The organism is Massilia sp. BAP21 (assembly GCF_057801335.1).
Map to the genome: position 1 here is coordinate 2,418,488 of NZ_CM173596.1, position 20,042 is coordinate 2,438,529.

The 20,042-nt window shown below is 64.9% G+C and carries 21 protein-coding genes and 1 tRNA gene; 14 read left to right on the forward strand and 8 right to left on the reverse strand.

The window, feature by feature from the left end; all coding sequences use genetic code 11:
- The first annotated feature begins 63 nt into the window (after window positions 1-63).
- Together ACWYRN_RS10630 and ACWYRN_RS10635 are read left to right on the forward strand one after the other, a co-directional pair.
- The gene (locus ACWYRN_RS10630) at window positions 64-1,296 is read left to right on the forward strand and encodes a putative DNA modification/repair radical SAM protein (RefSeq protein ID WP_488692377.1); all 1,233 of its coding nucleotides are present in this window, start codon (window positions 64-66) and stop codon (window positions 1,294-1,296) included.
- On the forward strand, window positions 1,293-2,780 hold the full coding sequence (locus tag ACWYRN_RS10635) for a UdgX family uracil-DNA binding protein (protein ID WP_488692379.1): 1,488 nt from the start codon (window positions 1,293-1,295) through the stop codon (window positions 2,778-2,780). The genes ACWYRN_RS10630 and ACWYRN_RS10635 overlap by 4 nt, the downstream gene beginning before the upstream one ends.
- A 210-nt stretch (window positions 2,781-2,990) precedes the next feature.
- On the opposite strand, the gene ACWYRN_RS10640 is transcribed toward ACWYRN_RS10635, so the two are convergent.
- On the reverse strand, window positions 2,991-4,181 hold the full coding sequence (locus tag ACWYRN_RS10640; RefSeq protein ID WP_488692380.1) for a flagella assembly protein FlgT middle domain-containing protein: 1,191 nt from the start codon (window positions 4,179-4,181) through the stop codon (window positions 2,991-2,993).
- Window positions 4,168-4,734, reverse strand: a complete 567-nt coding sequence (locus tag ACWYRN_RS10645) for an LPP20 family lipoprotein (protein ID WP_488692382.1) — start codon at window positions 4,732-4,734, stop codon at window positions 4,168-4,170. The genes ACWYRN_RS10640 and ACWYRN_RS10645 overlap by 14 nt, the downstream gene beginning before the upstream one ends.
- A 270-nt stretch (window positions 4,735-5,004) precedes the next feature.
- Between ACWYRN_RS10645 and ACWYRN_RS10650 the strand changes: the two genes are divergently transcribed.
- The 3 genes from ACWYRN_RS10650 (at window position 5,005) to ACWYRN_RS10660 (ending at window position 7,422) form a co-directional block, all read left to right on the forward strand.
- Window positions 5,005-6,036, forward strand: a complete 1,032-nt coding sequence (locus ACWYRN_RS10650; protein ID WP_488692384.1) for a TraB/GumN family protein — start codon at window positions 5,005-5,007, stop codon at window positions 6,034-6,036.
- A 178-nt stretch (window positions 6,037-6,214) separates the two neighbouring features.
- Window positions 6,215-7,297, forward strand: coding sequence for a sugar-transfer associated ATP-grasp domain-containing protein (locus ACWYRN_RS10655; RefSeq protein WP_488692385.1), 1,083 nt, complete (start codon window positions 6,215-6,217; stop codon window positions 7,295-7,297).
- Between the two features lie 51 nt (window positions 7,298-7,348).
- Window positions 7,349-7,422 (forward strand) — tRNA-Gly (locus ACWYRN_RS10660).
- Window positions 7,423-7,436: 14 nt separating this feature from the next.
- On the opposite strand, the gene ACWYRN_RS10665 is transcribed toward ACWYRN_RS10660, so the two are convergent.
- Window positions 7,437-7,760, reverse strand: a complete 324-nt coding sequence (locus ACWYRN_RS10665) for a hypothetical protein (RefSeq protein WP_488692387.1) — start codon at window positions 7,758-7,760, stop codon at window positions 7,437-7,439.
- Between the two features lie 180 nt (window positions 7,761-7,940).
- Between ACWYRN_RS10665 and ACWYRN_RS10670 the strand changes: the two genes are divergently transcribed.
- Window positions 7,941-8,882, forward strand: coding sequence for an aldo/keto reductase (locus tag ACWYRN_RS10670; protein ID WP_488692388.1), 942 nt, complete (start codon window positions 7,941-7,943; stop codon window positions 8,880-8,882).
- A gap of 10 nt (window positions 8,883-8,892) precedes the next feature.
- Window positions 8,893-9,597 (forward strand): DUF6064 family protein, encoded by a 705-nt coding sequence (locus tag ACWYRN_RS10675; RefSeq protein WP_488692389.1) that lies wholly within the window; start codon window positions 8,893-8,895, stop codon window positions 9,595-9,597.
- Here the strand turns inward: ACWYRN_RS10675 and ACWYRN_RS10680 are convergent.
- Window positions 9,587-10,705, reverse strand: a complete 1,119-nt coding sequence (locus tag ACWYRN_RS10680; protein WP_488692390.1) for a succinylglutamate desuccinylase/aspartoacylase family protein — start codon at window positions 10,703-10,705, stop codon at window positions 9,587-9,589. The two genes, ACWYRN_RS10675 and ACWYRN_RS10680, sit on opposite strands and share 11 nt — an antisense overlap.
- Before the next feature lie 205 nt (window positions 10,706-10,910).
- Between ACWYRN_RS10680 and trmB the strand changes: the two genes are divergently transcribed.
- Window positions 10,911-11,591 carry a tRNA (guanosine(46)-N7)-methyltransferase TrmB gene (trmB, locus tag ACWYRN_RS10685; protein WP_488692804.1) on the forward strand — a complete coding sequence of 227 codons (681 nt, stop codon included), beginning with the start codon at window positions 10,911-10,913 and terminating at the stop codon, window positions 11,589-11,591.
- Between the two features lie 170 nt (window positions 11,592-11,761).
- On the opposite strand, the gene ACWYRN_RS10690 is transcribed toward trmB, so the two are convergent.
- The 3 genes from ACWYRN_RS10690 to ACWYRN_RS10700 are packed head-to-tail and all read right to left on the reverse strand — an operon-like array spanning window position 11,762 to window position 15,771.
- On the reverse strand, window positions 11,762-13,048 hold the full coding sequence (locus ACWYRN_RS10690) for a sugar MFS transporter (protein WP_488692392.1): 1,287 nt from the start codon (window positions 13,046-13,048) through the stop codon (window positions 11,762-11,764).
- Between the two features lie 34 nt (window positions 13,049-13,082).
- The gene (gene recQ, locus ACWYRN_RS10695; protein WP_488692393.1) at window positions 13,083-14,918 is read right to left on the reverse strand and encodes a DNA helicase RecQ; all 1,836 of its coding nucleotides are present in this window, start codon (window positions 14,916-14,918) and stop codon (window positions 13,083-13,085) included.
- A 19-nt stretch (window positions 14,919-14,937) separates the two neighbouring features.
- Window positions 14,938-15,771, reverse strand: coding sequence for an undecaprenyl-diphosphate phosphatase (locus ACWYRN_RS10700; protein ID WP_488692394.1), 834 nt, complete (start codon window positions 15,769-15,771; stop codon window positions 14,938-14,940).
- A 282-nt stretch (window positions 15,772-16,053) separates the two neighbouring features.
- Between ACWYRN_RS10700 and ACWYRN_RS10705 the strand changes: the two genes are divergently transcribed.
- The gene (locus ACWYRN_RS10705) at window positions 16,054-16,449 is read left to right on the forward strand and encodes a hypothetical protein (protein ID WP_488692395.1); all 396 of its coding nucleotides are present in this window, start codon (window positions 16,054-16,056) and stop codon (window positions 16,447-16,449) included.
- 89 nt (window positions 16,450-16,538) lie between these two features.
- The gene (locus ACWYRN_RS10710) at window positions 16,539-16,769 is read left to right on the forward strand and encodes a hypothetical protein (protein WP_488692396.1); all 231 of its coding nucleotides are present in this window, start codon (window positions 16,539-16,541) and stop codon (window positions 16,767-16,769) included.
- A gap of 14 nt (window positions 16,770-16,783) precedes the next feature.
- Here the strand turns inward: ACWYRN_RS10710 and ACWYRN_RS10715 are convergent, their stop codons facing one another.
- Complete coding sequence (locus ACWYRN_RS10715; protein WP_488692397.1) at window positions 16,784-17,038, reverse strand: YkgJ family cysteine cluster protein; 255 nt, start codon at window positions 17,036-17,038, stop codon at window positions 16,784-16,786.
- 147 nt (window positions 17,039-17,185) lie between these two features.
- On the opposite strand from ACWYRN_RS10715, the gene ACWYRN_RS10720 reads away from it, so the two are divergent.
- The 4 genes from ACWYRN_RS10720 to ACWYRN_RS10735 all read left to right on the forward strand — a co-directional run bounded on the left by ACWYRN_RS10720 (window position 17,186) and on the right by ACWYRN_RS10735 (window position 20,039).
- Window positions 17,186-18,088, forward strand: coding sequence for an SDR family oxidoreductase (locus tag ACWYRN_RS10720; RefSeq protein WP_488692398.1), 903 nt, complete (start codon window positions 17,186-17,188; stop codon window positions 18,086-18,088).
- 123 nt (window positions 18,089-18,211) lie between these two features.
- The gene (locus ACWYRN_RS10725; RefSeq protein ID WP_488692400.1) at window positions 18,212-18,865 is read left to right on the forward strand and encodes a TetR/AcrR family transcriptional regulator; all 654 of its coding nucleotides are present in this window, start codon (window positions 18,212-18,214) and stop codon (window positions 18,863-18,865) included.
- A 173-nt stretch (window positions 18,866-19,038) separates the two neighbouring features.
- Window positions 19,039-19,692 (forward strand): protein-L-isoaspartate O-methyltransferase family protein, encoded by a 654-nt coding sequence (locus ACWYRN_RS10730; RefSeq protein WP_488692401.1) that lies wholly within the window; start codon window positions 19,039-19,041, stop codon window positions 19,690-19,692.
- A gap of 11 nt (window positions 19,693-19,703) precedes the next feature.
- Complete coding sequence (locus ACWYRN_RS10735; protein ID WP_229439143.1) at window positions 19,704-20,039, forward strand: rhodanese-like domain-containing protein; 336 nt, start codon at window positions 19,704-19,706, stop codon at window positions 20,037-20,039.
- The last annotated feature ends 3 nt before the right edge of the window (window positions 20,040-20,042 follow it).

Consider the following 20,042-nt stretch of genomic DNA (forward strand, 5'->3'; position numbering starts at 1 on the left):
CCCGCGCGCCACGCGCAACGCGACTGGTATATACTGTACATCCATACAGCTCCACCTTTCGCGATGGAACTTACCGACAAGCTCGAAATCCTGGCCGACGCCGCCAAGTACGACGCCTCCTGCGCCAGCAGCGGCGCCCCGAAGCGTGCGTCCGACAGCAGCGGCGACGGCATCGGCGCCACCACCGGCATGGGCATTTGCCACAGCTACACGCCCGACGGCCGCTGCGTCTCGCTGCTGAAGATCCTGCTCACCAACTTCTGCATCTACGACTGCCAGTACTGCGTCAACCGGCGCAGCTCGAACGTGCCGCGCGCCCGCTTCTCGGTCGAGGAAGTGGTCAAGCTCACCCACGATTTTTACCTGCGCAACTACATCGACGGCCTGTTCCTCAGCTCGGGCATCATCCAGTCCAGCGACTACACGATGGAGCAGCTGGTCGAGGTAGCGCGCCAGCTGCGTGAAGTGCACAAGTTCCGCGGCTACATTCACCTGAAAACCATCCCCGACGCCGACCCCGCGCTCATCGCCAAGGCCGGCCGCTATGCCGACCGCCTGTCGGTGAATATCGAGCTGCCCACGCACGACAGCGTGACGCGCCTGGCGCCGGAAAAGAACGTGCACACCATCAAGCTGGCGATGGGCTCGATCCGCCGCAAGCTCGACGAAAAGGCCGAGGAGCCGAAAGCGCCCGCGTTCGCGCCGGCCGGGCAGAGCACGCAGATGATCGTCGGCGCCGACGCCAGCGACGACCACACCATCCTGAACACGGCCGAAACCCTGTACGGCAGCTATAAACTCAAGCGCGTGTATTACTCGGCCTTCAGCCCGATCCCGCAAAGCCCGAAGAGCGTACCGCTGGCGCCGCCGCCGCTCATGCGCGAGCACCGCCTGTACCAGGCCGATTTTCTCTTGCGCGGCTATGGTTTCACGGCCGGCGAAATCATTCCGCAATCGGGCAACCTGGCGCTCGACATCGACCCGAAACTGGCCTGGGCGCTGGCCAACCGCGAGCACTTCCCGATGGACCTGAACCGCGCCGACGCCGAAATGATCGCGCGCGTGCCCGGCATCGGCATCCGCAACGCCAAGCGCATCGTCGAGCTGCGCCGGCTGCGCCGCGTGCGCTGGGAAGACCTGTCGCGCCTGCGCTGCAGCATGAAGAAGATCGCACCCTTCGTCGTCACGGCCGACTACAAGCCGGCCCAGGGACAATCGAGCACCCACCTGCTGCGGCGCCACCTGGCCGACGCACCCGAGCAGATGAACCTCTGGCCGGAATTGCAGGCCGCATGAGCGCGGCAGCAGCGGCGTCGGCAGTTGCGGCCGGACAGCCGCTGCTGGTCGCCAGCTTCGCCGAATGGCGCGAAGCGGCGCGCGACTTACTGGTCCACGCCGTGCCGCCCGAGCTCGTTACCTGGGGCCAGCCCGGCGCCGGCGATCTGTTTTCAAGCGCGCCGATGCCGGACACCGCGGCGCAGCATCCATCCATCAGCCTGGATCAGACACGGCCCGCGCCGCATGTGCCGCGCTCGCTGATGGACATGCTGCAGACGGCCGCCTGCTGCCGCATGCCGGACCGCTGGGCCTTCCTGTACCGCGTGATCTGGCGCTGGACGCAGGGCGAGCACGACGTGCAGTCCGCCGCCGATGCCGACGGCGGGCGCCTGCATTCGATGGTGAAGGCGGTGCACCGCGAGGAGCACGACATGCACGCCTACATCCGTTTCCGCGAACGTCCCGAAGCGGCCGGGCCGCCGCGTTTCGTGGCCTGGTTCGAGCCGCGCCACGACGTGCTGCCCCAGGTGGCCGAGCATTTCGTCAGCCGCATGGGCAAGGTCAGCTGGATGATCGCCACGCCCGACGCCAGCGTGCTGTGGGACGGCGCCACCCTGCACAACACCGGCCCCCTGATGAGCAGCGCGGCCGATCTCGACGACGCCGGCGAAGCGCTCTGGCTCACCTATTACCGCAGCATCTTCAACCCGGCGCGCCTGAATACCCAGGTGATGCAAAGTCATATTCCCGCGCGTTTCTGGAAGAACCTGCCTGAAGGAGCGATTGTGCCGAACATGATTACCGATGCCGCCCTCGGCGCCCGCCGCACCGGCCAGGCCCAGGCCGTCGGCCGCAAGAGCGGCGCCACCATCCCGATTGCCCCGGCCGATGCCCAGCCTGAGCGCCAGCAGCCGTCGAAGCTCGACGAATGCCGGCGCTGCGAACTGTGGCAGTACGCCACGCAAGCCGTGCCCGGCGAAGGGCCGAAGCATTCGCCGATCATGCTGGTCGGCGAGCAGCCGGGCGACCAGGAAGACCTGGCTGGCCACGCCTTCGTGGGGCCCGCCGGCAAGCTGCTCGACAAGGTGTTCGATGCCGCCGGCGTCGAGCGGCGCGGGCTGTATCTCACGAATGCGGTCAAGCACTTCAAGTGGGAACCACGCGGCAAGCGCCGCCTGCACAAGACCCCGGCCCAGCGCGAGGTCGAGGCCTGCCATTACTGGCTGGACAAGGAACTGGCGGCGGTGAAGCCGAAGGTGATCGTGGCGCTGGGCAGCACGGCGCTGAAGTCGGTGTTGGGTACCGGCAGCGTGACGCTGAAGGACACGCTCGGCAAACCGATCCGGCACGACGGCCGCTGGGTGGTGACCGTCTACCACCCCTCGTACATTCTGCGCGTGCCGGATGAAAACGCCAAGCAGCAGGCGTTCAAGGTGATGGTCGATGGGCTGAAGCTGGCGCAGGAATTATTAGAGCGGCCGCCGGAAGAACCGCCGGCCTGAGACGGTTCGGGATGTCGCGTCGCGTGACCGTCGTTCCAATCACGAACATCGAGGAAGGCGTAGGGTGGGCTCTCGAGCCCACGCGCTACGGCAGGGGCCAACGATTGTGGATGAGCTTGCATGCGGCCGCAGATCAACCGATATCGATTCGAATATCGTCTCGGCCACCAAACGCAGCACCGCGTGGGCACAAGTGCCCACCCTACAACATCAAGGCCCCACCGCCACATCGAAGCGCACCAGATCCCCCGCGCTGACCTGCTTCGCCGCCGACGCCGGCTCGATCCGGCCGATCGCAAACCCCGGCTGCACCTGCACGATCGCCACCGTTCCCAGCGGCGCCTCCACCGTCCCCAGCGGCACCAGCGGATCATTGCCGTACACCTGCTGGCGCGCGTCGCTCCGGTACAGCACCAGCTGGTCGCCCGGCGTCACCGACGAGGTGCTGCCCGCATCGATGAAAATCCGCTCGCCCTGCACCTGCACCACCTTGGCCATGAAGGGCAGCGGCGCGATGTCGCGGGTGATCTGGGCAATTCCCTCGTCGAGCGCGCGCAGGATGGCGCCGCCGAAAGGCGTGGCGGCAAAGCTGGCGCTGCCGAAAGGCTTGTCGCGCCCGATGCGGCGCTCGCCGACACCCTCGGCCACCACGGTGCGGCGTGCCACCAGGGCGCCGCTCAAGCCGTCGTGCACATAAAAGGCGATCTCGATGCGGCGTGCATCCTTCTTGAGCAGGCCGTAATAGGCCGGCTTGCCGAAGTTGCTGGCGTCGATGATCTCGCCCGAGATCACGAACTGGCTCTCGTACAGGGCGGCGATGCGGCGCACCGCGGCGGTGTCGACGGCCGGGCCGGTCGTTCCGGGCGCGATCACGTAGGGGCTGTCCTTGCCGAGGAACTTGCCGCTCTCGCCCATGCGGCGCAGCAGTTCCTGGGGCAGGCGGGTGGCGATGTTGTCGATGTCGTCGAGCTGGGGCGAGCTGCGCACATGGAAGGGCGTGACGACGATCTTCTTGCGGTAGGCCAGATTGACGTTGCCGCGCGGACGCGCCTCTTCTTCCTTGACGGCCACGCGCACGTGCAGCAGCTGGCCGGTCTGCCATTCGCGCACGACCTGGTAGTTGTCGAATTCGGCGCCCGGCTGGACGCGGCTGCTTTCCAGCGGCTTGCCCGCTGGCTTGGCGCCGCTGCCGGCGGCCACGTCGACCCGGGCCGCACTGCGCAGGCCCAGCTGTTCGAGGGCGTCGCGGATTGCCAGCTGGCGCGCACGCGCGGTGCCGCCTTCGTCGATCAGGGCCACGCCTTCGGCTTCGGCCGGTGCCGCCTGGGCCGGGGCGTTGAATGCCAGCAGCAGCGCCAGCAGGGCACTGCCCAAGGAGCGGATGATCTTATTGCTGGGCATGGTAGAACGACGCGCCGTAGGCAGCGCTGGGGCCGGCGTTGCCCACCAGGGTGCGGACGTTCTTTGCCACGGCGGGCTGGGCGGGAGCTTGCGCCCCGGTCGGAACCTGCATCTGCGGTGCATTGGTGTCGAAATCCATCTCCACGGTGGTTTCATAGCTGCCGTCGTCGCGCGGGGCGACGTTGGTCACGCGCGCGCCACGGATGAAAGCGTCAATATACACCTTGAAACTGTCATCCTTCAGGGCCAGCGAACCAACCGTGCTGCCGCCTTCGACGCGCACGCCATACACCTGCTCGGCCATGGCGCGGTAGGCGTCCAGGCGCGCCGCGCGCATGGCCAGCAGCCGGCGCTGGGCCGGCGAGATGCGGTCGCATTCGCCCTGGCAAACGGCAGTGTTGACGGCGCCATAGCCAGTGGCGGTGAGGGTGACGATGGCAGGCTGGGCACGCTGGATGGGCGCCGGCTTGGCGGACATGGTGGGCATGCGCACGGTGCCGCATGCGGTCAGCAGCGTGGTAGCGGCAAGGGCGAGAGCAACGACGAGTTTCATGACGTATCCGTAGAGTGTTCGATGCGCATTCGAGCGCGGTATCTCCATGGATAACGGATGCGCCCGCCGTATCTTGATGGCTTCAGGAAATATTTGTACCGAAATGTCGCAAAAATGCGCGATTCCTGATGCGTTTGATATGGGTCCTGGTCGGAACGGCATCGGCGAGATATTAATCATGCATATGTCTCTTGTAACATCTTGTTTCTTGCTTATATCGATTAATCGGATGACAATGCTTTTAGTCAACTCAAAAAGAGGGATGTCACGATGTTCACACGCGCTTTACCCGCTTTGACCCTGTGTTTCCTGACCTTGCCGGCGCTGGCCCAGACCGTCGCGGTGGCCGACCCCGCACCCGTCACCGATGCCGCACCGGCCGACGCTGCCGGCGAACCGCTGCCGCAGACCATCCTGGTATCGGGTTCGCGTCCTGGTCCAGGACTGTGGAAGGTGTCGAAGGGCGACCACGTGATGTGGGTGTTCGGTGCCTACGATGCGCTGCCCAAGAGCATCGAATGGCGCTCGAAGGATGCCGAGCGCAAGATCGCGCAGTCGCAGGAATACCTGGGTGGGCCCGGCATGGGTGTCGGCGTCGGCTGGGGCGGCATTGCTGCTTTGCCGTTCATGGTCGGCTTCAAGAAAAATCCGGACGGCGTCACGCTCAGGGACTTGTTGTCGCCCGATTTGTACGCGCGCTGGGCTCCCCTGAAACAGAAATATTTCGCCAACGATGACGATATCGAGCGCGAACGCCCGGTATTCGTGGCGCAGGAACTGTACCGCCGTGCGATGGTCGAGGCCGGCCTGGCCAGGGGAACGGAGCCACGTGAAGTGCTGGGCAAGCTGGCCAAGAAGCACAACGTCAAGTACACCGAGACGACCGTCCGAATCCAGGTGAAGGAGCCGGTCCGGACCGTGCGCGAGTTCAAGAAGACCGTGATGGAAGACGTTCCTTGCCTGGCTGCGACCATGAGCAGCCTGGAAACCGACGTCGAGGCCATCCGCGTGCGCGCGAATGCCTGGGCCGTCGGCGAGCTCGACGCCATTGAAAAACTGGATTTCAGCGAGCGCGAAACCGCCTGCACCAATGCCTTCCTCAGCAGCGCCATCACCAGACTGCAACCGGAAATCCTGACGGCCAAGGCACGTTCCATGGACAACTGGATGGCTGCCGCCGAAAAGGCGCTGGAGAACAACACTAGCACCTTTTCTGTGCTGAGCATGAAGGAAGTCCTGTCGCCGCAAGGCGCGCTGGCGAAATTGAAGGCAAAAGGCTATACGGTCGAGAAGCCGAACTGAGCGGCTTCACAAGAAGAAGGCGGGGCAGGGCGGGCCAGTGCGGCCTGCCAGCCGCGCGCACGCCTACCGTGCACTGAAATTATTGCTATTGCGATATGATCGCTGTCGTTGCGACATGGTTCTGTAACAATTTAAGCCAGCGCACCCACAGAACAACATCAGTGTAAAAGGCCAGAGCATGAAGTTATCCCGCGTCGCCGAGACGATTTCGAATTACGCGCGCGCTGAAATGTACGCGTTGTCTTCGATCCGCAAACTATCGGACGTGCACCTGATCTGGGGACCGCTGTATGCGCGCTCGGCCTACGGCATCGGCGCCAAGGATTTTTCGCTGTACCGCCTGGCCAGCACGCCAAAGCACGCCTGGTCCGATTACCTGATCAACGAGCCGCTCAAAGCCAAGTACGCGGCCATCACCTCGAAGGAAGCGCGCCTGATCGCGGACGACAAGTCGCGCTTCTTCGAACACTGCCATACACACGGCATCCGCACCATCCCGATCCTGGCGCTGGTCACCAGCCAGCCTTCGCAGGGCGGCATCATCCCGCACCTGAACTCGGCCGAGGAACTGGCGCGCGTGCTGGTGCCGGGCGACTACTTCTTCAAGCCGAGCGGCGGTTCGCACGGGAACGGCACCTTCTCGCTGCGCGTCGAGGGCAATACCCTGCACTGGCTAGGCCGCAGCGGCTCGTTCGAGGACTTCTTCAAGCACTGCCAGGCCGCGCTCCAGTTCACGCGGGCACTGATCGTGCAGCCGAAGATGGTGAATCACCAGACGATCCGCAACATCACGCAGGCCAGGGGCCTGTCGACGGTGCGCATCGTCACGGTGAGGAAGGGAAGCGAGATCAAGGTGATCGGTTCCTGCCTGCGCATCATCGTCGGCGACGGCGAGACCGACAACTTCACGCATGGATCGAGCGGCAACCTGGTCGGCGCCATCGATTCCGAGACGGGCGAACTGATCGGCGTGCGCTGCTCGATCTCGCGCACCTGGCCAAAGATGACCGACGTGCTGGCCCACCCGCGCACTGGCAAGACCATCGTCGGCCTGAAGCTGCCTTATTGGCAGGACGTGGTGGAACTGGTGACCCGAGCTCACCACTCGATCGACAGTCTGTACACGGTGGGCTGGGACGTGGCGATTACCGACGATGGTCCGGTGATCGTGGAAGCGAACTGGCGCTACGACATCGACATCCTGCAGGTGGCCTACAAGAAGGGCTACCGCCAGGTGATTGCCGAGAACATGAGGTTCTGACTGCCTGCAAAGTTGTCAACGCGCCGCAAACACGCGTAGAATGCTGGCAACGCGGGTGTAGTTCAATGGTAGAACGGCAGCTTCCCAAGCTTCATACGAGGGTTCGATTCCCTTCACCCGCTCCAGATCTCCTTCTTCCTTATCGCGCCGCCTTCTGGCGCAGCCAATCCGTGCTGCGGTGAAAACCGCTGCCCGCCGGACCGAAAAATACCCCACTCGGCAATCCTTGCAGTGCACACCGTGAGCGCGGCAGCGCCATGCTGGAATCGTGCTTGCCGCCTTCCATGGCGAAGGTGATGTGCGGATGGCTGCCGGCAATCGTTAGCAGCTGCCGCTGGCGCGGCGCCGGAAGACCCGGGCCGGGCACATCCGGGCTGGCCGCCACGCGCGGCTGGTCGGCCAGCGACTTGCCTTTGAAACGTATCCTGAGCATTAACGACTGTGGGAGAGAAGTGGTTTCCATGCGAAAGCCTTGATCGGTAAGGGGCGCGGACACGCCGATGATTGTGTTTTTTATATTCTAGTGGAGCCGCCGCCAGAAGGCCGCCCGGCTGGGCCCAAGCGTGCGCCCCTTGAGCGCGCCGGGGAACTGTGATGACATGGGGGCTTTGCTGGTCCATACCGATCCTTGCCGGAGCGATCCATGTCATTGCCGTCCATCGAGCGCAGGCGCATCCTGACAGCCTCGCTGCAAGCCATGCTTGCCGCCGGCGGCTGCGCGTTCGCTCCACCCTTGCTGGCGCAGCAGCAGTCACCCATCCTCACGCGCTCGATCCCGTCGTCCGGCGAACAACTCCCCGTGGTCGGCCTGGGCAGCTGGATCACCTTCAATGTCGGCAACGACGCCCAGGCGCGCGTCGCCTGTACCGAGGTGGTGAAAGCCTTTTTCGCCGGCGGCGGACGCCTGATCGACTCGTCGCCCATGTACGGCTCGGCCCAGTCGGTGATTGGCGACGCGCTCGCAAGACTCGGCAATCCCGCGAACCTGTTCTCCGCCGACAAGGTCTGGACCGGCTCCGAAAGCGGCGGCGCGGCCCAGGCCGAGGCTTCGCGCAAGCTATGGCGCATCCCGCGCTTCGACCTGCTGCAGGTGCATAATTTGCTGGCCGTCGATGCCCACCTGCCGCTGCTGCTGCGCATGAAGGCGACCAAGCGCCTGCGCTACGCCGGCATCACCACGTCCGAGGGGCGGCGCCACGGCGAGATCGTCAAATTGATGGAAAGCCAGCCGCTCGACTTCGTGCAAGTCAGCTACAACGTGCTCGACCGTGAAGTGGAGAACCGCATCCTGCCGCTGGCGCGCGAGCGCCGCATCGCCGTGATCGTCAACCGGCCCTTCCGCCAGGGCGAGCTGACGCAAGCGCTGGCCGGCAAGCCGCTGCCCGGCTGGGCGGCCGAGATCGGCTGCACGACCTGGGCGCAGGTGCTGCTGAAGTTCATCGTCTCGCACCCGGACGTCACCTGCGCCATTCCCGCCACCTCGAACCCGCGCCATGCAAGCGAGAACATGCTGGCCGCGCGCGGGCCGATGCCAGACCAGAACCTGCGCCGGCGCATCGTTTCAGAAGTAACGAAGCTGACATAAGGAAGCTGAGATGAGCGAGTGGTGGACCTATACCCTGTCGGACCTGCTGATGTTCTCGAAGCCGACATATTTCCGCCTGTTCGCCCTGCTGAACGAGGCGGTGTGGCCGGCGCACCTGGTGGCGCTGCTGGCCGGGCTGGCGCTGGTCGCGGCCATCGTGCGCGGCGCCGGCAAGGCCGGGCGCCTGGCGGCGGCGCTGCTGGCGCTGTGCTGGATCTGGGTGGCCTGGACCTACCACGCCCAGCGCTATGCCGGCATCAACCTGGCGGCGCCGTACTTTGCGATGGCCTTCGCGCTGCAAACCGTGCTGCTGTGCTGGCTGGCCACGCGGCGGCGGGCGCCGGCCATCGCCTCCTGGCGCGGGCCGCTGGGCGGGCTGGCGTTTGCCCTGGTGCTGGCGGCGCTGCTACTGTATCCGCTGTTTGCCGTGTTCGATGGGCGCGGCTGGCAACAGGCCGAGGTCTTCGGCATCGCGCCCGACCCCACCGTGGCGGCCACCCTCGGCATGCTGCTGCTGTGGCGCGCGCCGTGGTTTTTGTGGATCGTGCCGCTGCTGTGGTGCGCGGTCAGCGGCGCCACCCTGATGGAACTGCGCTCGCCGCAGGCCTGGGCCTTGCCGGCCGCGGGTCTGCTGGCGCTGGCGGCGATGCTGGTTGCACGCCTGCGCATGCGGCCCCTGCCGCGCCAGCACCAGCACACCTCGTCTATTGGCTGAGCAGGCTGCCGGTACGGTAACCCGTTTCGCCGGCGATCTTGCAAACGTGCATGCCACGCAGCAGGTGGCGGTGGGAGGTGCTGGCAAAGAAGACGCCGGCGCGCGTCGGCTTCACCGGCGTGACCTTCCCCGTCACCGGGTTGACGATCTCGGCCACGGTTTCATCGGCTTGCACCCGGTCGCCCAGCTTTTTCAGGAACACCAGCACGCCCGAGTGCGGCGCGGCCAGGGGTTCCACGGCGTCGAGCGGGGTCGGCTTGCAGATTGCCTGCGGCAGCGGTTCGACTGGAATATCGAGCACGCCGGCGCGCGCCAGGTATTGCAGCAGGGCTTGTGCGTCCGGCTGGGCCAGGTCGTAGCGCACGTCGTTTTCGCCGCGCAGCTCGACGGTGATCGCCACGCAGGCCGGCGGAATCGACACCTCCGGCCCGAAGTGCTCGGCCAGGTCCCACCACAGGCGGCTGCAGGCTTCGTCGAAGGGCTCGCCGCCCGACTCGCGCGCCAGCAGCACGGCGTGGGCGCCCATCAGCGCCGCCAGCGGCTGGGCCGCCTCGGCCAGCGGTTCGCCGGCGTACATGTGCAGCACCGATTCGTTATCGCAATGTAGATCGAGCATGATGTCGGCATCGATCGCCATCGACAGCAGGGCTTTCTTCAGCACGCCGCCTGCGGTCGATGGCGCCCATTCGGCCAGCGAGCTGCGCGCGTGTTCGCGGATCAGGGCGACGTTCTTCTCGGCATCCTGGCCCAGCTTGCCTTCCAGGGAAACCTTTAGGTCTTGCGCCACGTGTTTGTAGGCACGGTTGAAGTTCACGCCGGTCGACAGATCGTAGCGGCCGAAGGGCGTGCCGTGGATGGTCTGCGACAGGCCGATCGGGTTGGCTGCCGGCACCAGGATGATTTCGCCCCGGATGCGACCTTCGGCTTCCAGGCGGTCGAGTTCCTGGCGCAGGAAGTGGGCGACCAGCATGGCCGGTACTTCGTCGGCATGCAGCGAGGCCTGGATATAGACCTTCTTCCCGCTGCCTGGCTGGCCGTAGTGGAAGGAGGTGAGCTGGAAAGTGGCGACGTTGTCTTCGATCGCGATCGGGTGTTTGGTCGAATGCATCATGGCCTCGGCAGGTGCTGGAAGGAGGAAATATTATCGCGCAAATTGTCTTTATGACCACGCGCTAATGTGGCGTAGCAACAGCTGTGTGGCATGGTTACAGCGGTAATGATGCCGGGAGGGTAGGCTATAATGTCGCCGTTCTATCCTCCTACTCCAGATTCCCATGTCCGAAGAAAAGCCAAGCAACGGCCCAGCCCGTACGATGCTGTACGACCCTACCGAACACCGCATCCGCAGTTTCGTCACGCGCGCCGGCAGGCTGTCGACGGGCCAGGCGCGCGCCTTTGAGGAATTCGGGCCGCAATTCCTGGTCGAGTACAAGAAGGAGCTGCTCGACTACGAAGCCGCCTTCGGCCGCAAGGCGCCGGTCATCCTGGAGATCGGCTTCGGCATGGGCGACACCACGGCCCACATCGCGCGCCTGATGCCGGAGAAGGATTTCATCGGCGTGGAAGTGCACACGCCGGGCGTGGGCAGTTTGCTCAAGCAGATCGGTGAGCAGTCGATTTCCAACCTGCGCCTGGTCCAGCACGACGTGTTCGAAGTGCTGAACCACATGATCCCGGACGGTTCGCTGGCTGGCGTGCACGTGTTCTTTCCCGATCCCTGGCACAAGGCGCGCCACAACAAGCGCCGTTTGATCCAGGCGCCGTTCGTCAAATTGCTGTGCCAGAAGCTGGAAACCGGCGGCTACATCCACCTGGCGACCGACTGGGAAGATTACGCGGTGCAGATGCTGGAGGTGCTGGGCGCCGAAGAGCAGCTGGCGAATACCGCCGAGGGCTATGCGCCGCAGCCGGCGTACCGGCCGCTGACCAAGTTCGAGAACCGTGGCCTGAAGCTGGGGCACGGGGTGTGGGATTTGGTGTTCACGAAACGCTGATTGCTGGCGATGTTGTTGTAGGGTGGACGGGTTTCCCGTCCACGCGTTCAAACCACGTATGTGTCATACATCCGCAGCTCACAGCGGTGAGTTGAACGCGTGGACGGCTAAGCGGTCCACGCTACTGTATCGATGCTGGCGTTCGCAACAATGAATCCGTACACGTAGCGTTACGTCATCGTCACAGCGCGTGGCCGGCGCGCAAAAATCCCGAAGCACAGGATGATGGCGTAGCAGATGGCCGGCACGGCCAGCGCCATCTTCAATCCCACCAGGTCGGCCGCGTGCCCGGTAATCAGGGGCACGATCGCGCCGCCGACGATCGCCACGCAGATCAGGCCCGAGCCTTCCGCCGCGCGCTCGCCCAGCCCTTCGCTGGCCAGCGAGAAGATGGTCGGGAACATGATCGAATTGAACAGACCCACCGCCAGCAGCGACCAGCCCGACACCAGGCCGGTGCTATTCGCCGACACCAGCAGCAACAGGATCGTCATGCCCGCCGCGCAGGCCAGCACCTTCCCCGGCGAGAACATGCGCAGCAGGGCCGCGCCGATGAAGCGGCCGACCATTGCGCCGCCCCAGTACAGCGGCACGTGCTTGCCCGCCGCCTCCGCACCCAGCCCCAGCACGTTGGACTCCATCAGGTAGTTCACGATCACCGAGCCGACCGCCACTTCCGCACCCACGTACAGGAAGATGCAGGCCGCGCCGAAGGCAAAGCGCGGCTGCTTCAAGAGTTCGAAGGCCTTCAGGATGCTCACCTGCGGCGCCGGCGTTTCCACCAGCTTGGTGCGGTTGTGCCAGACCAGGGCCGCCACGATCACCAGCGCCACCGCCAGGCCGATATAGGTCTGCACCACCACCCGCGTTTCCTCGGCGCGGTAGGCGTCGAGCGCGGCGCCGCTCAGGGTACTTGCATCCACCGTTGCCAGCGAGCCGAGGATCAGGATCGCGCCCACATACGGAAACACCGTGGTGCCGAGCGAATTGAAGGCCTGGGCAAAGGTCAGGCGGCTGTGCGCCGTCTGCGGCGCGCCGAGCAGGGAAATCAGCGGATTGGCCACCACCTGCACGATCGTGATGCCCGAGGCCAGCACGAACAGCGCGATCAGGAAGGTGGCGAACACGCCCGACGAGGAGGCAGGAATGAACAGCAAACAGCCCGCCGTCATGGTCAGCAGGCCCACCACGGCGGTGCGCATGTAGCCGATGCGGCGCACGATGGCGGCGGCCGGTATCGAGACGATGAAGTAGGCGGCGAAGAAGGCCGACTGCACCAGCATCGCCTGCGCATAGCTGAGCGTGAACAAGTCCTTCAGCTTGGGAATGATGACGTCGTTCAGGCTGGTGATGCCGCCAAAGATGAAGAACAGCGCGAAGACGAAGGTCTGCAGGCTGGCGGCATTCGCCGGCACGGCATGGGCAGGGGCGGGGGCGGTAGAGGATTCGATCTGCATGAGGTCAATGTGTGAATCGTGCCGCGCCAAAGGGCTACAGCATCTCGTTGATGATACCGACGATGTCATCGCCGTAGGAAACCAGTTTTTTCTCGCCGACGCCGGACACGCCGCGCAGTTCCTGCAGCGAGGTCGGCTTGACCTTGGCGATCTCGCGCAGGGTAGCATCCTGGAACACCACATAGGCCGGCACGCCGTGCTCGCGCGCCGCGCCCATGCGCCAGGAACGCAGGCGGTCGAAAATCGCCTGCTCGGACTTCGACAGTTCCAGCTCCTCGTAGCCTTTCGAGGACGCAAAGCTGCGCTTCGGCTTGACCGGCTTCTGGTACTGGCGCAGCTGCACCTTTTGCCCGCCCTTGAGCACCGGACGGGCGGCGTCGGTGAGCTTCAATGAACTGTAGGCGTCGTGGTCGACCGTCAGCAGGCCGAGCGCGATGGTCTGGCGCACGATGGCGCGCCATTCCTGCTCGCTGCGGTCGCTGCCGATGCCGTACACCGACAGCGCATCGTGGTGCCACTGGCTGATGCGGTCGGTCTGCACGCCGCGCAGCACGTCGATCACGTGGCCGGCGGCAAAGCGCTGGTCGACGCGGTAGATGGCCGACAGCAGCTTCTGCACCGGCACGGTGGCATCGAAACTCACCGGCGGAATCAGGCAGGTATCGCAGTTGCCGCAGGGGCCGGACTTTTCGCCGAAATAGTCGAGCAGGCGCATGCGCCGGCAAGACAGGGTCTCGCACAAACCGAGCATGGCGTCGAGCTTCACCGACAGCACGCGCTTGAAGGTTTCGTCGGCCTCGGACTCGTCGATCATCCGGCGCTGCAGCACCACGTCCTGCAAGCCATAGGCCATCCAGGCGCTGGCCGGTGCGCCGTCGCGGCCGGCGCGTCCGGTTTCCTGGTAATAGCCCTCGATGCTCTTCGGCAGGTCGAGGTGGCAGACGAAACGCACGTCCGGCTTGTCGATGCCCATGCCGAAGGCGATCGTCGCCACCATCACGATGTTTTCTTCGCGCAGGAAGCGCGCCTGGTTTCCGGCGCGCAGGCTGTGCTCCATGCCCGCATGGTAGGGCAGGGCGCGGATGCCGTTCTCGTTCAGGAACTCGGCGGTCTCCTCGACCTTTTTACGCGACAGGCAGTACACGATGCCCGAGTCGCCCGGGTGCTCGGCGCTGATGAAGTCGATCAGCTGCTTGCGGCCATTGGTCTTTTCGACGATGGCGTAGCGGATGTTCGGGCGGTCGAACGAGGACACGAACTGGCGCGCTTCGTCGAGCTGCAGGCGGTGCGCGATCTCGGCGCGGGTCTGCCCGTCGGCCGTTGCCGTGAGGGCGATGCGCGGCACCTCGGGGAAACGCTCGTGCAGGATCGACAGGCGGATGTACTCGGGCCGGAAGTCGTGGCCCCATTGCGACACGCAGTGCGCTTCGTCGATGGCGAACAGCGAGATGCGCGAATCGGCGAACAGGTCGAGGCAGCGCTGGGTCATCAGGCGCTCGGGCGCCACGTAGACCAGGTCGATCTCGCCGGTGCGCACCAGGCGCTCGATGCGCAGGGTTTCCTCGAAGGTTTGCGTCGAATTCAGGAAGGCGGCGCGCACGCCGACTTCTTCCAGCGCGTCGACCTGGTCCTGCATCAGTGCGATCAGCGGCGAGACGACCACGCCCACGCCGTCGCGCAGCAGGGCCGGGATCTGGTAGCACAGCGACTTGCCGCCGCCGGTCGGCATCAGGACCAGGGCGTCGCCGCCATCGGCCACATGCTGGACGATGTCGGCCTGGTTCCCGCGGAACGCAGGGTAGCCGAAGACGGTCTGCAATACGTGCAGTGCGCGCGCTTCGGTGTCCTGGGCGTCGATCTCGGTGTTCATGATAAAAAGTTTCCTGGCTTTATTCCGCCCAGTCCACCAGGCCGTAGTGCGCGGTGACGAGGACGATCACGCCGAACACGATACGGTACCAGGCGAAGATCGTGAAGTCGTGCGTGCTGATGTAGCGCAGCAGCCAGCGCACGCACAGGAAGGCCGAGACGAAGGCGGCCAGGCCGCCGATGCCGAACATCGGCAGGTCGCTCATCGACAGCAGCGCGCGTTCCTTGTAGACCGAATACACGGTGGCCGACAGCAGGGTCGGGATTGCCAGGAAGAACGAGAATTCGGTGGCCGCCTTGCGGGACAGGCCGAACAGCATGCCGCCGATGATGGTGGCGCCCGAGCGGCTGGTGCCCGGGATCAGGGCGAATGCCTGGGCGCAGCCGACCTTCAGCGCGTCGAGCACGGTCATGTCGTCCACGGTCTCGATGCGCGCGGCTTGCGGCAGGTTCTTGTGGCGGCGCTCGACCCAGAGGATGACAAAGGCGCCGACGATGAAGGCCATCGCCACCGGCACCGGCTTGAACAGCTCGGCCTTGATGGCGCTGGCGAACACCAGGCCGAGGAGGGCGGCCGGCAAAAAGGCCACGATCAAGTTGATCACGAACTTCTGCTGGCGGCGCTCGGAAAACAGGCCACTCAATACGCGGGCGATGCGCGCGCGGTATTCCCAGATCACGGCCAGCATGGCGCCGGCCTGGATCGCGATTTCGAAGACCTTCACTTTCTCGCCCGTGAAATTGAGCAGGCTGCCGGCGAGGATCAGGTGGCCGGTCGAGGAAATCGGCAGGAACTCGGTGAAGCCCTCGACCAGGCCCATGATGATCGCCTTGACGGCGAGAAGAATATCCATGAAGGTGTGCGTGTGATGAGTGGGAGGAAAGTAAAGGCGCGGATGAAGCGGAGGCGACCCACAAGGCGTCGAAGCTTACCACGGACCGGGCCGTTGCCGCTGAGTTGGCCACAACGGCAGGGGATATTTTACGACGCGCATGTTGCCTGTTTGTTACCGGAAATTGCTCGCTCTGCAAGCCGGGTACAGACGCGCACAATTGTGAACAGGATGTGCGCCACGCCGGTTTGATCGTGCTAGACTGGTCCGCATGAGTAACGCTGCCGTTTTCAAATGAGCATATTGGCGATCCTCGTCCTGCTGGCCGTTGCATGGTCGGCGCTGACATTCGGTCAACTGCCCAACCCCTTGCTTACCCGTACCAGCCAGGGCCGTTCATGGCGCCGCGCCTTTCCGCGGGCGTCGAACAGGCAAATCCGCGAATTCCTCTCCGTCTTCACCTCGGCCTTCGACTTCCGCGATGTCGACATGCTGAAGTTCCGCCCTGACGATCAATTAATCGGCATCTGCCGCACCCTGCATCCGTCGAAATGGGCCGCCGATGCCGCCGAGTTCGACACCTTTGCGCGTGACCTGCGCACCCGCTTCGGCGTCGTGCTCGAAGACATCTGGGACGAAGGCCTGACGCTGGGCGCCTTGTTCTCGCACATCCAGCAGGCGCGTCCGGCGTCGCGCTGAAGCGGGGCGCGGCCCGCGCCACCCGCTGCGCAGCATATTTACACGGCAGCTCTTGAACTGCCATTGCCAGTGCTCATCTATTGGCAATGATGAAACAAAAGCTCAACTGGAAGCGTCCGCTCTTCTACCTGCTGCTGCCGGTGTTTTTCATCATGGTCTTTCTCGGCTTTCCGATCCCGGTGGCGCCGCCGCCAGCTACCAAGCCTGGGCAGGAAATTTCCACCACGGTCAAAAAGAAGAAAAAGGCGCGCCTGCTGATGCCGGGCCAAACCGATGCCGATGCCGACGCTGATGCCGACTCCGACGACGGCAAGCAATAGGCGATAGCCCAGGGTCAGGGCGCCGTCGCCCGTTCGAGTTCCTCCAGCCACATCATCGCCTGCTCGCGGCTGTTGCCGCACATCTCCAATGACGGCTGCAAGCCGGCGCACACGGCCGGCCGCCCCGGCTGCCCGAAAATACGGCAGCGGTTGTCGTCGGCCAGCTGCACGCAGCGCACGCCGGCCGGCTTACCGTTCGGCATGCCGGGTATCGGACTGGTGATCGAAGGGGCGGTGCAGCAGGCACCGCAATGGTCGCGGCAATTCATGGATTCAAGGGAACAGGCGCCCGGCATGCGCCCGGCAGCCGGCAAGTATAACGCGCCGGCGCAGCCCCTGGACAGCAATGCTTGGCGGGCGCTGCGTTGTTGACGTTCCTGCTATGGTTGGCGCACCACATCACCGGAGCGCCGCAGATGGCCAGTTCGCTGAAACTCCTCAACCAGCAAGTGATGGTCATCACCGGCGCCTCCAGCGGCATCGGCCTGGCCACCGCGCAAGACGCCGGCCGGCGCGGCGCCAAACTGGTGCTGGCCGCGCGCAGCGGCGACGTGCTGGCGGCGGTCGTCGAGGGCCTGCGCGCCGGCGGCGTCGAGGCCATCCACGTGGTGGCCGACGTGTCCGACCGGGCCCAGGTGGACGCGGTGGCGCAGGCGGCGATCGAGCGCTTCGGGCGCATCGACACCTGGGCCAACGTGGCCGGCAGCACCATCTACGGGCGCCTGGAGGAAGTGAACGAGGCCGACAGCCGGCGCCTGTTCGACGTGAATTTCTGGGGCATCGTGAACGGTTCGCTGGCGGCGCTGCCGCACCTGCGCCTGACCGGCGGGGCCCTGATCAACGTCGGCAGCGAAGCGTCCGAGGTGGCCATTCCCCTGCAGGGCATGTACACGGCCACCAAGCACGCGGTGAAGGGCTTCACCGACGCCTTGCGCATCGAGGTCGAGCAGGTCGATGGCGCGGCGGTGTCGATCACCCTGATCCAGCCGACCGCGGTCGACACGCCGTTGCCCCAGCACGCGCGCAATTACATGGCGCATGAACCGAAGCTGCCTTCGCCCCAGATCGACCCGCACCAGGTGGCCGAGGCGATCCTGGCCGCGGCGACGGCGCCGGCGCGCAACGTGAAGGTGGGCGCGATGGCCAGCCTGGATGTGGCCGTGGAAAAATTCCTGCCGGGCGTGGCCGACGTGATGGCGGCCTTCCAGGTGCCGCGCCAGCAGACGGGCCAGCCGGCGCAAACCCGCGAGGGCGCGCTTTACCGGGCCGGCGCGGAAGGGCGTATTTATGGTTGCGGCAAAGGCAAGGCGCAGCGCTGACATGCGGCGCGCGTGCCGGTAAACACGGGCCGGATGGATCGCCACGGCAGGCGCATGCGCGCTTGACTGGCCTCCCACCCGGGACTATATTCGATGACTCTTTGAAAGTTGTCGGACAGAAGCATGGAATGCCCACTTGACACCAAGCCGCGCTGGGAGCGCCGCAAGGATGCTCGTCCGCAGGAGTTGCTGGCGGCGGCCATCGACCTATTCGTCGAGCGCGGCTTTGCCGCCACCCGGCTGGAGGACGTCGCCCGCCGCGCCGGCGTATCGAAGGGCACCTTGTACCTCTACTTCGAGAACAAGGAAGAACTGTTCAAGGCCGTGGTGCGCAACAGCATCGTGCCGGTGATCGGCCAGGCCGAATCCTCGGTCGCCGAATTCGACGGCCACAGCGCCGAACTGCTGCGCAAGGTGTTGATGGACTGGTGGGACCGGGTCGGCGCGAGCAAGGTCTCCGGCATCGTCAAGCTGGTCATGGCCGAAGCGAATAACTTTCCCGAACTGGCCAGGTTCTACCAGGTCGAGGTCATCAACCGCGGCACGCGCATGATTTCCAGCATGCTCGAGCGCGGCATCGCCCGCGGCGAATTCCGCGCGATCAACGTCACCCAAACGACGCAAGTGCTAATGGCGCCCATGCTGATGCTGGTCACCTGGAAGCATTCGGTCGGCCCCTGCGAGCGCGGCGACCTCGAACCGCTGGCCTTCCTCGATTCCTTCCTCGACATGGCGCTGCACGGCCTGCTGCCTCCTGCCGCTCCGGCGGCGGCGTGAACGGTCGAGCGCAGTACCGTCCTCTTCAGGACGCCTTTTTCGGGCGTTCATTCCCTGTAAACTGCAGACTGTCGCAATTTCACGCGATCTCGATGCCATCCCGATAAGATGTGCGTCCTGAGGCAGTTCAACGATAAAATATCGGATTATTTCTTTTACCACTGAGTATCAAGATGAATATCGAACAAGCCCGCTTCAACATGATCGAACAGCAGATCCGTCCCTGGAACGTGCTGGACCAGGACGTCCTCGACCTGCTGCACGTGGTCAAGCGCGAACAGTTCGTGCCCGAGGCCTACCAGAACCTGGCCTTCGCCGACGTCGAGATCCCGCTGCCGGGCGGCGCGGCCATGTTCAATCCGAAAGTCGAAGCGCGCATCCTGCAGGAACTGAAGCTGCAAAAAAACGAAACCGTGCTGGAAGTCGGCGCCGGGTCCGGCTACATGGCGGCGCTGATGGCGCACCGGGCGCGCCAGGTCACCACCGTCGAACTGTCGCCGGAAATCAAGGCGCTGGCCGAGCAGAACCTGAAAAAGGCCGGCGTCGATAACGTGACCGTGGTCGAAGGCAATGCCGCCGCCGGCTGGGACAAGGGCGCGCCGTTCGACGTGATCGTCATCTCGGGCGGCCTGGAAAGCCTGCCGGAAGCCTTCCTGAAGCAGGTCAAGGTCGGCGGCCGCATTGCCGCCATCGTCGGCCAGGCGCCGGCGATGTCTTGCGAGATCGTGACCCGCGTATCGGAAACCGGTTACGACACGGTCAAGCTGTTCGAGACCAACGCCAAGCCGCTGGCCGGCGCGCCGGTCGCTTCGCGCTTCACGTTCTGACAGGCGGCGCGATGCAGCACATTACCGCTCCCGAGCTGGCTGAAAAGCTGGCTGCCGGCGTGGCCGCTCCCGAAGGCGAGCGCCCGCTGCTGCTGGACGTGCGCGAGAACTGGGAATTCGAGACCTGCCACATCGCAGGCTCGACCCAGATTCCGATGCACCTGGTGCCGATCCGTGCCGGCGAGCTGCCCGACGACCGGGAAATCGTCTGCATCTGCCACCACGGCGCGCGCAGCATGCAGGTGGCCGCCTTTTTGGAGCGCAACGGCTTCGACAACGTAACGAATTTGACGGGCGGAATACACGCCTGGGCTGTACAGGTCGATCCGGCCATGCCGAAGTATTGACCT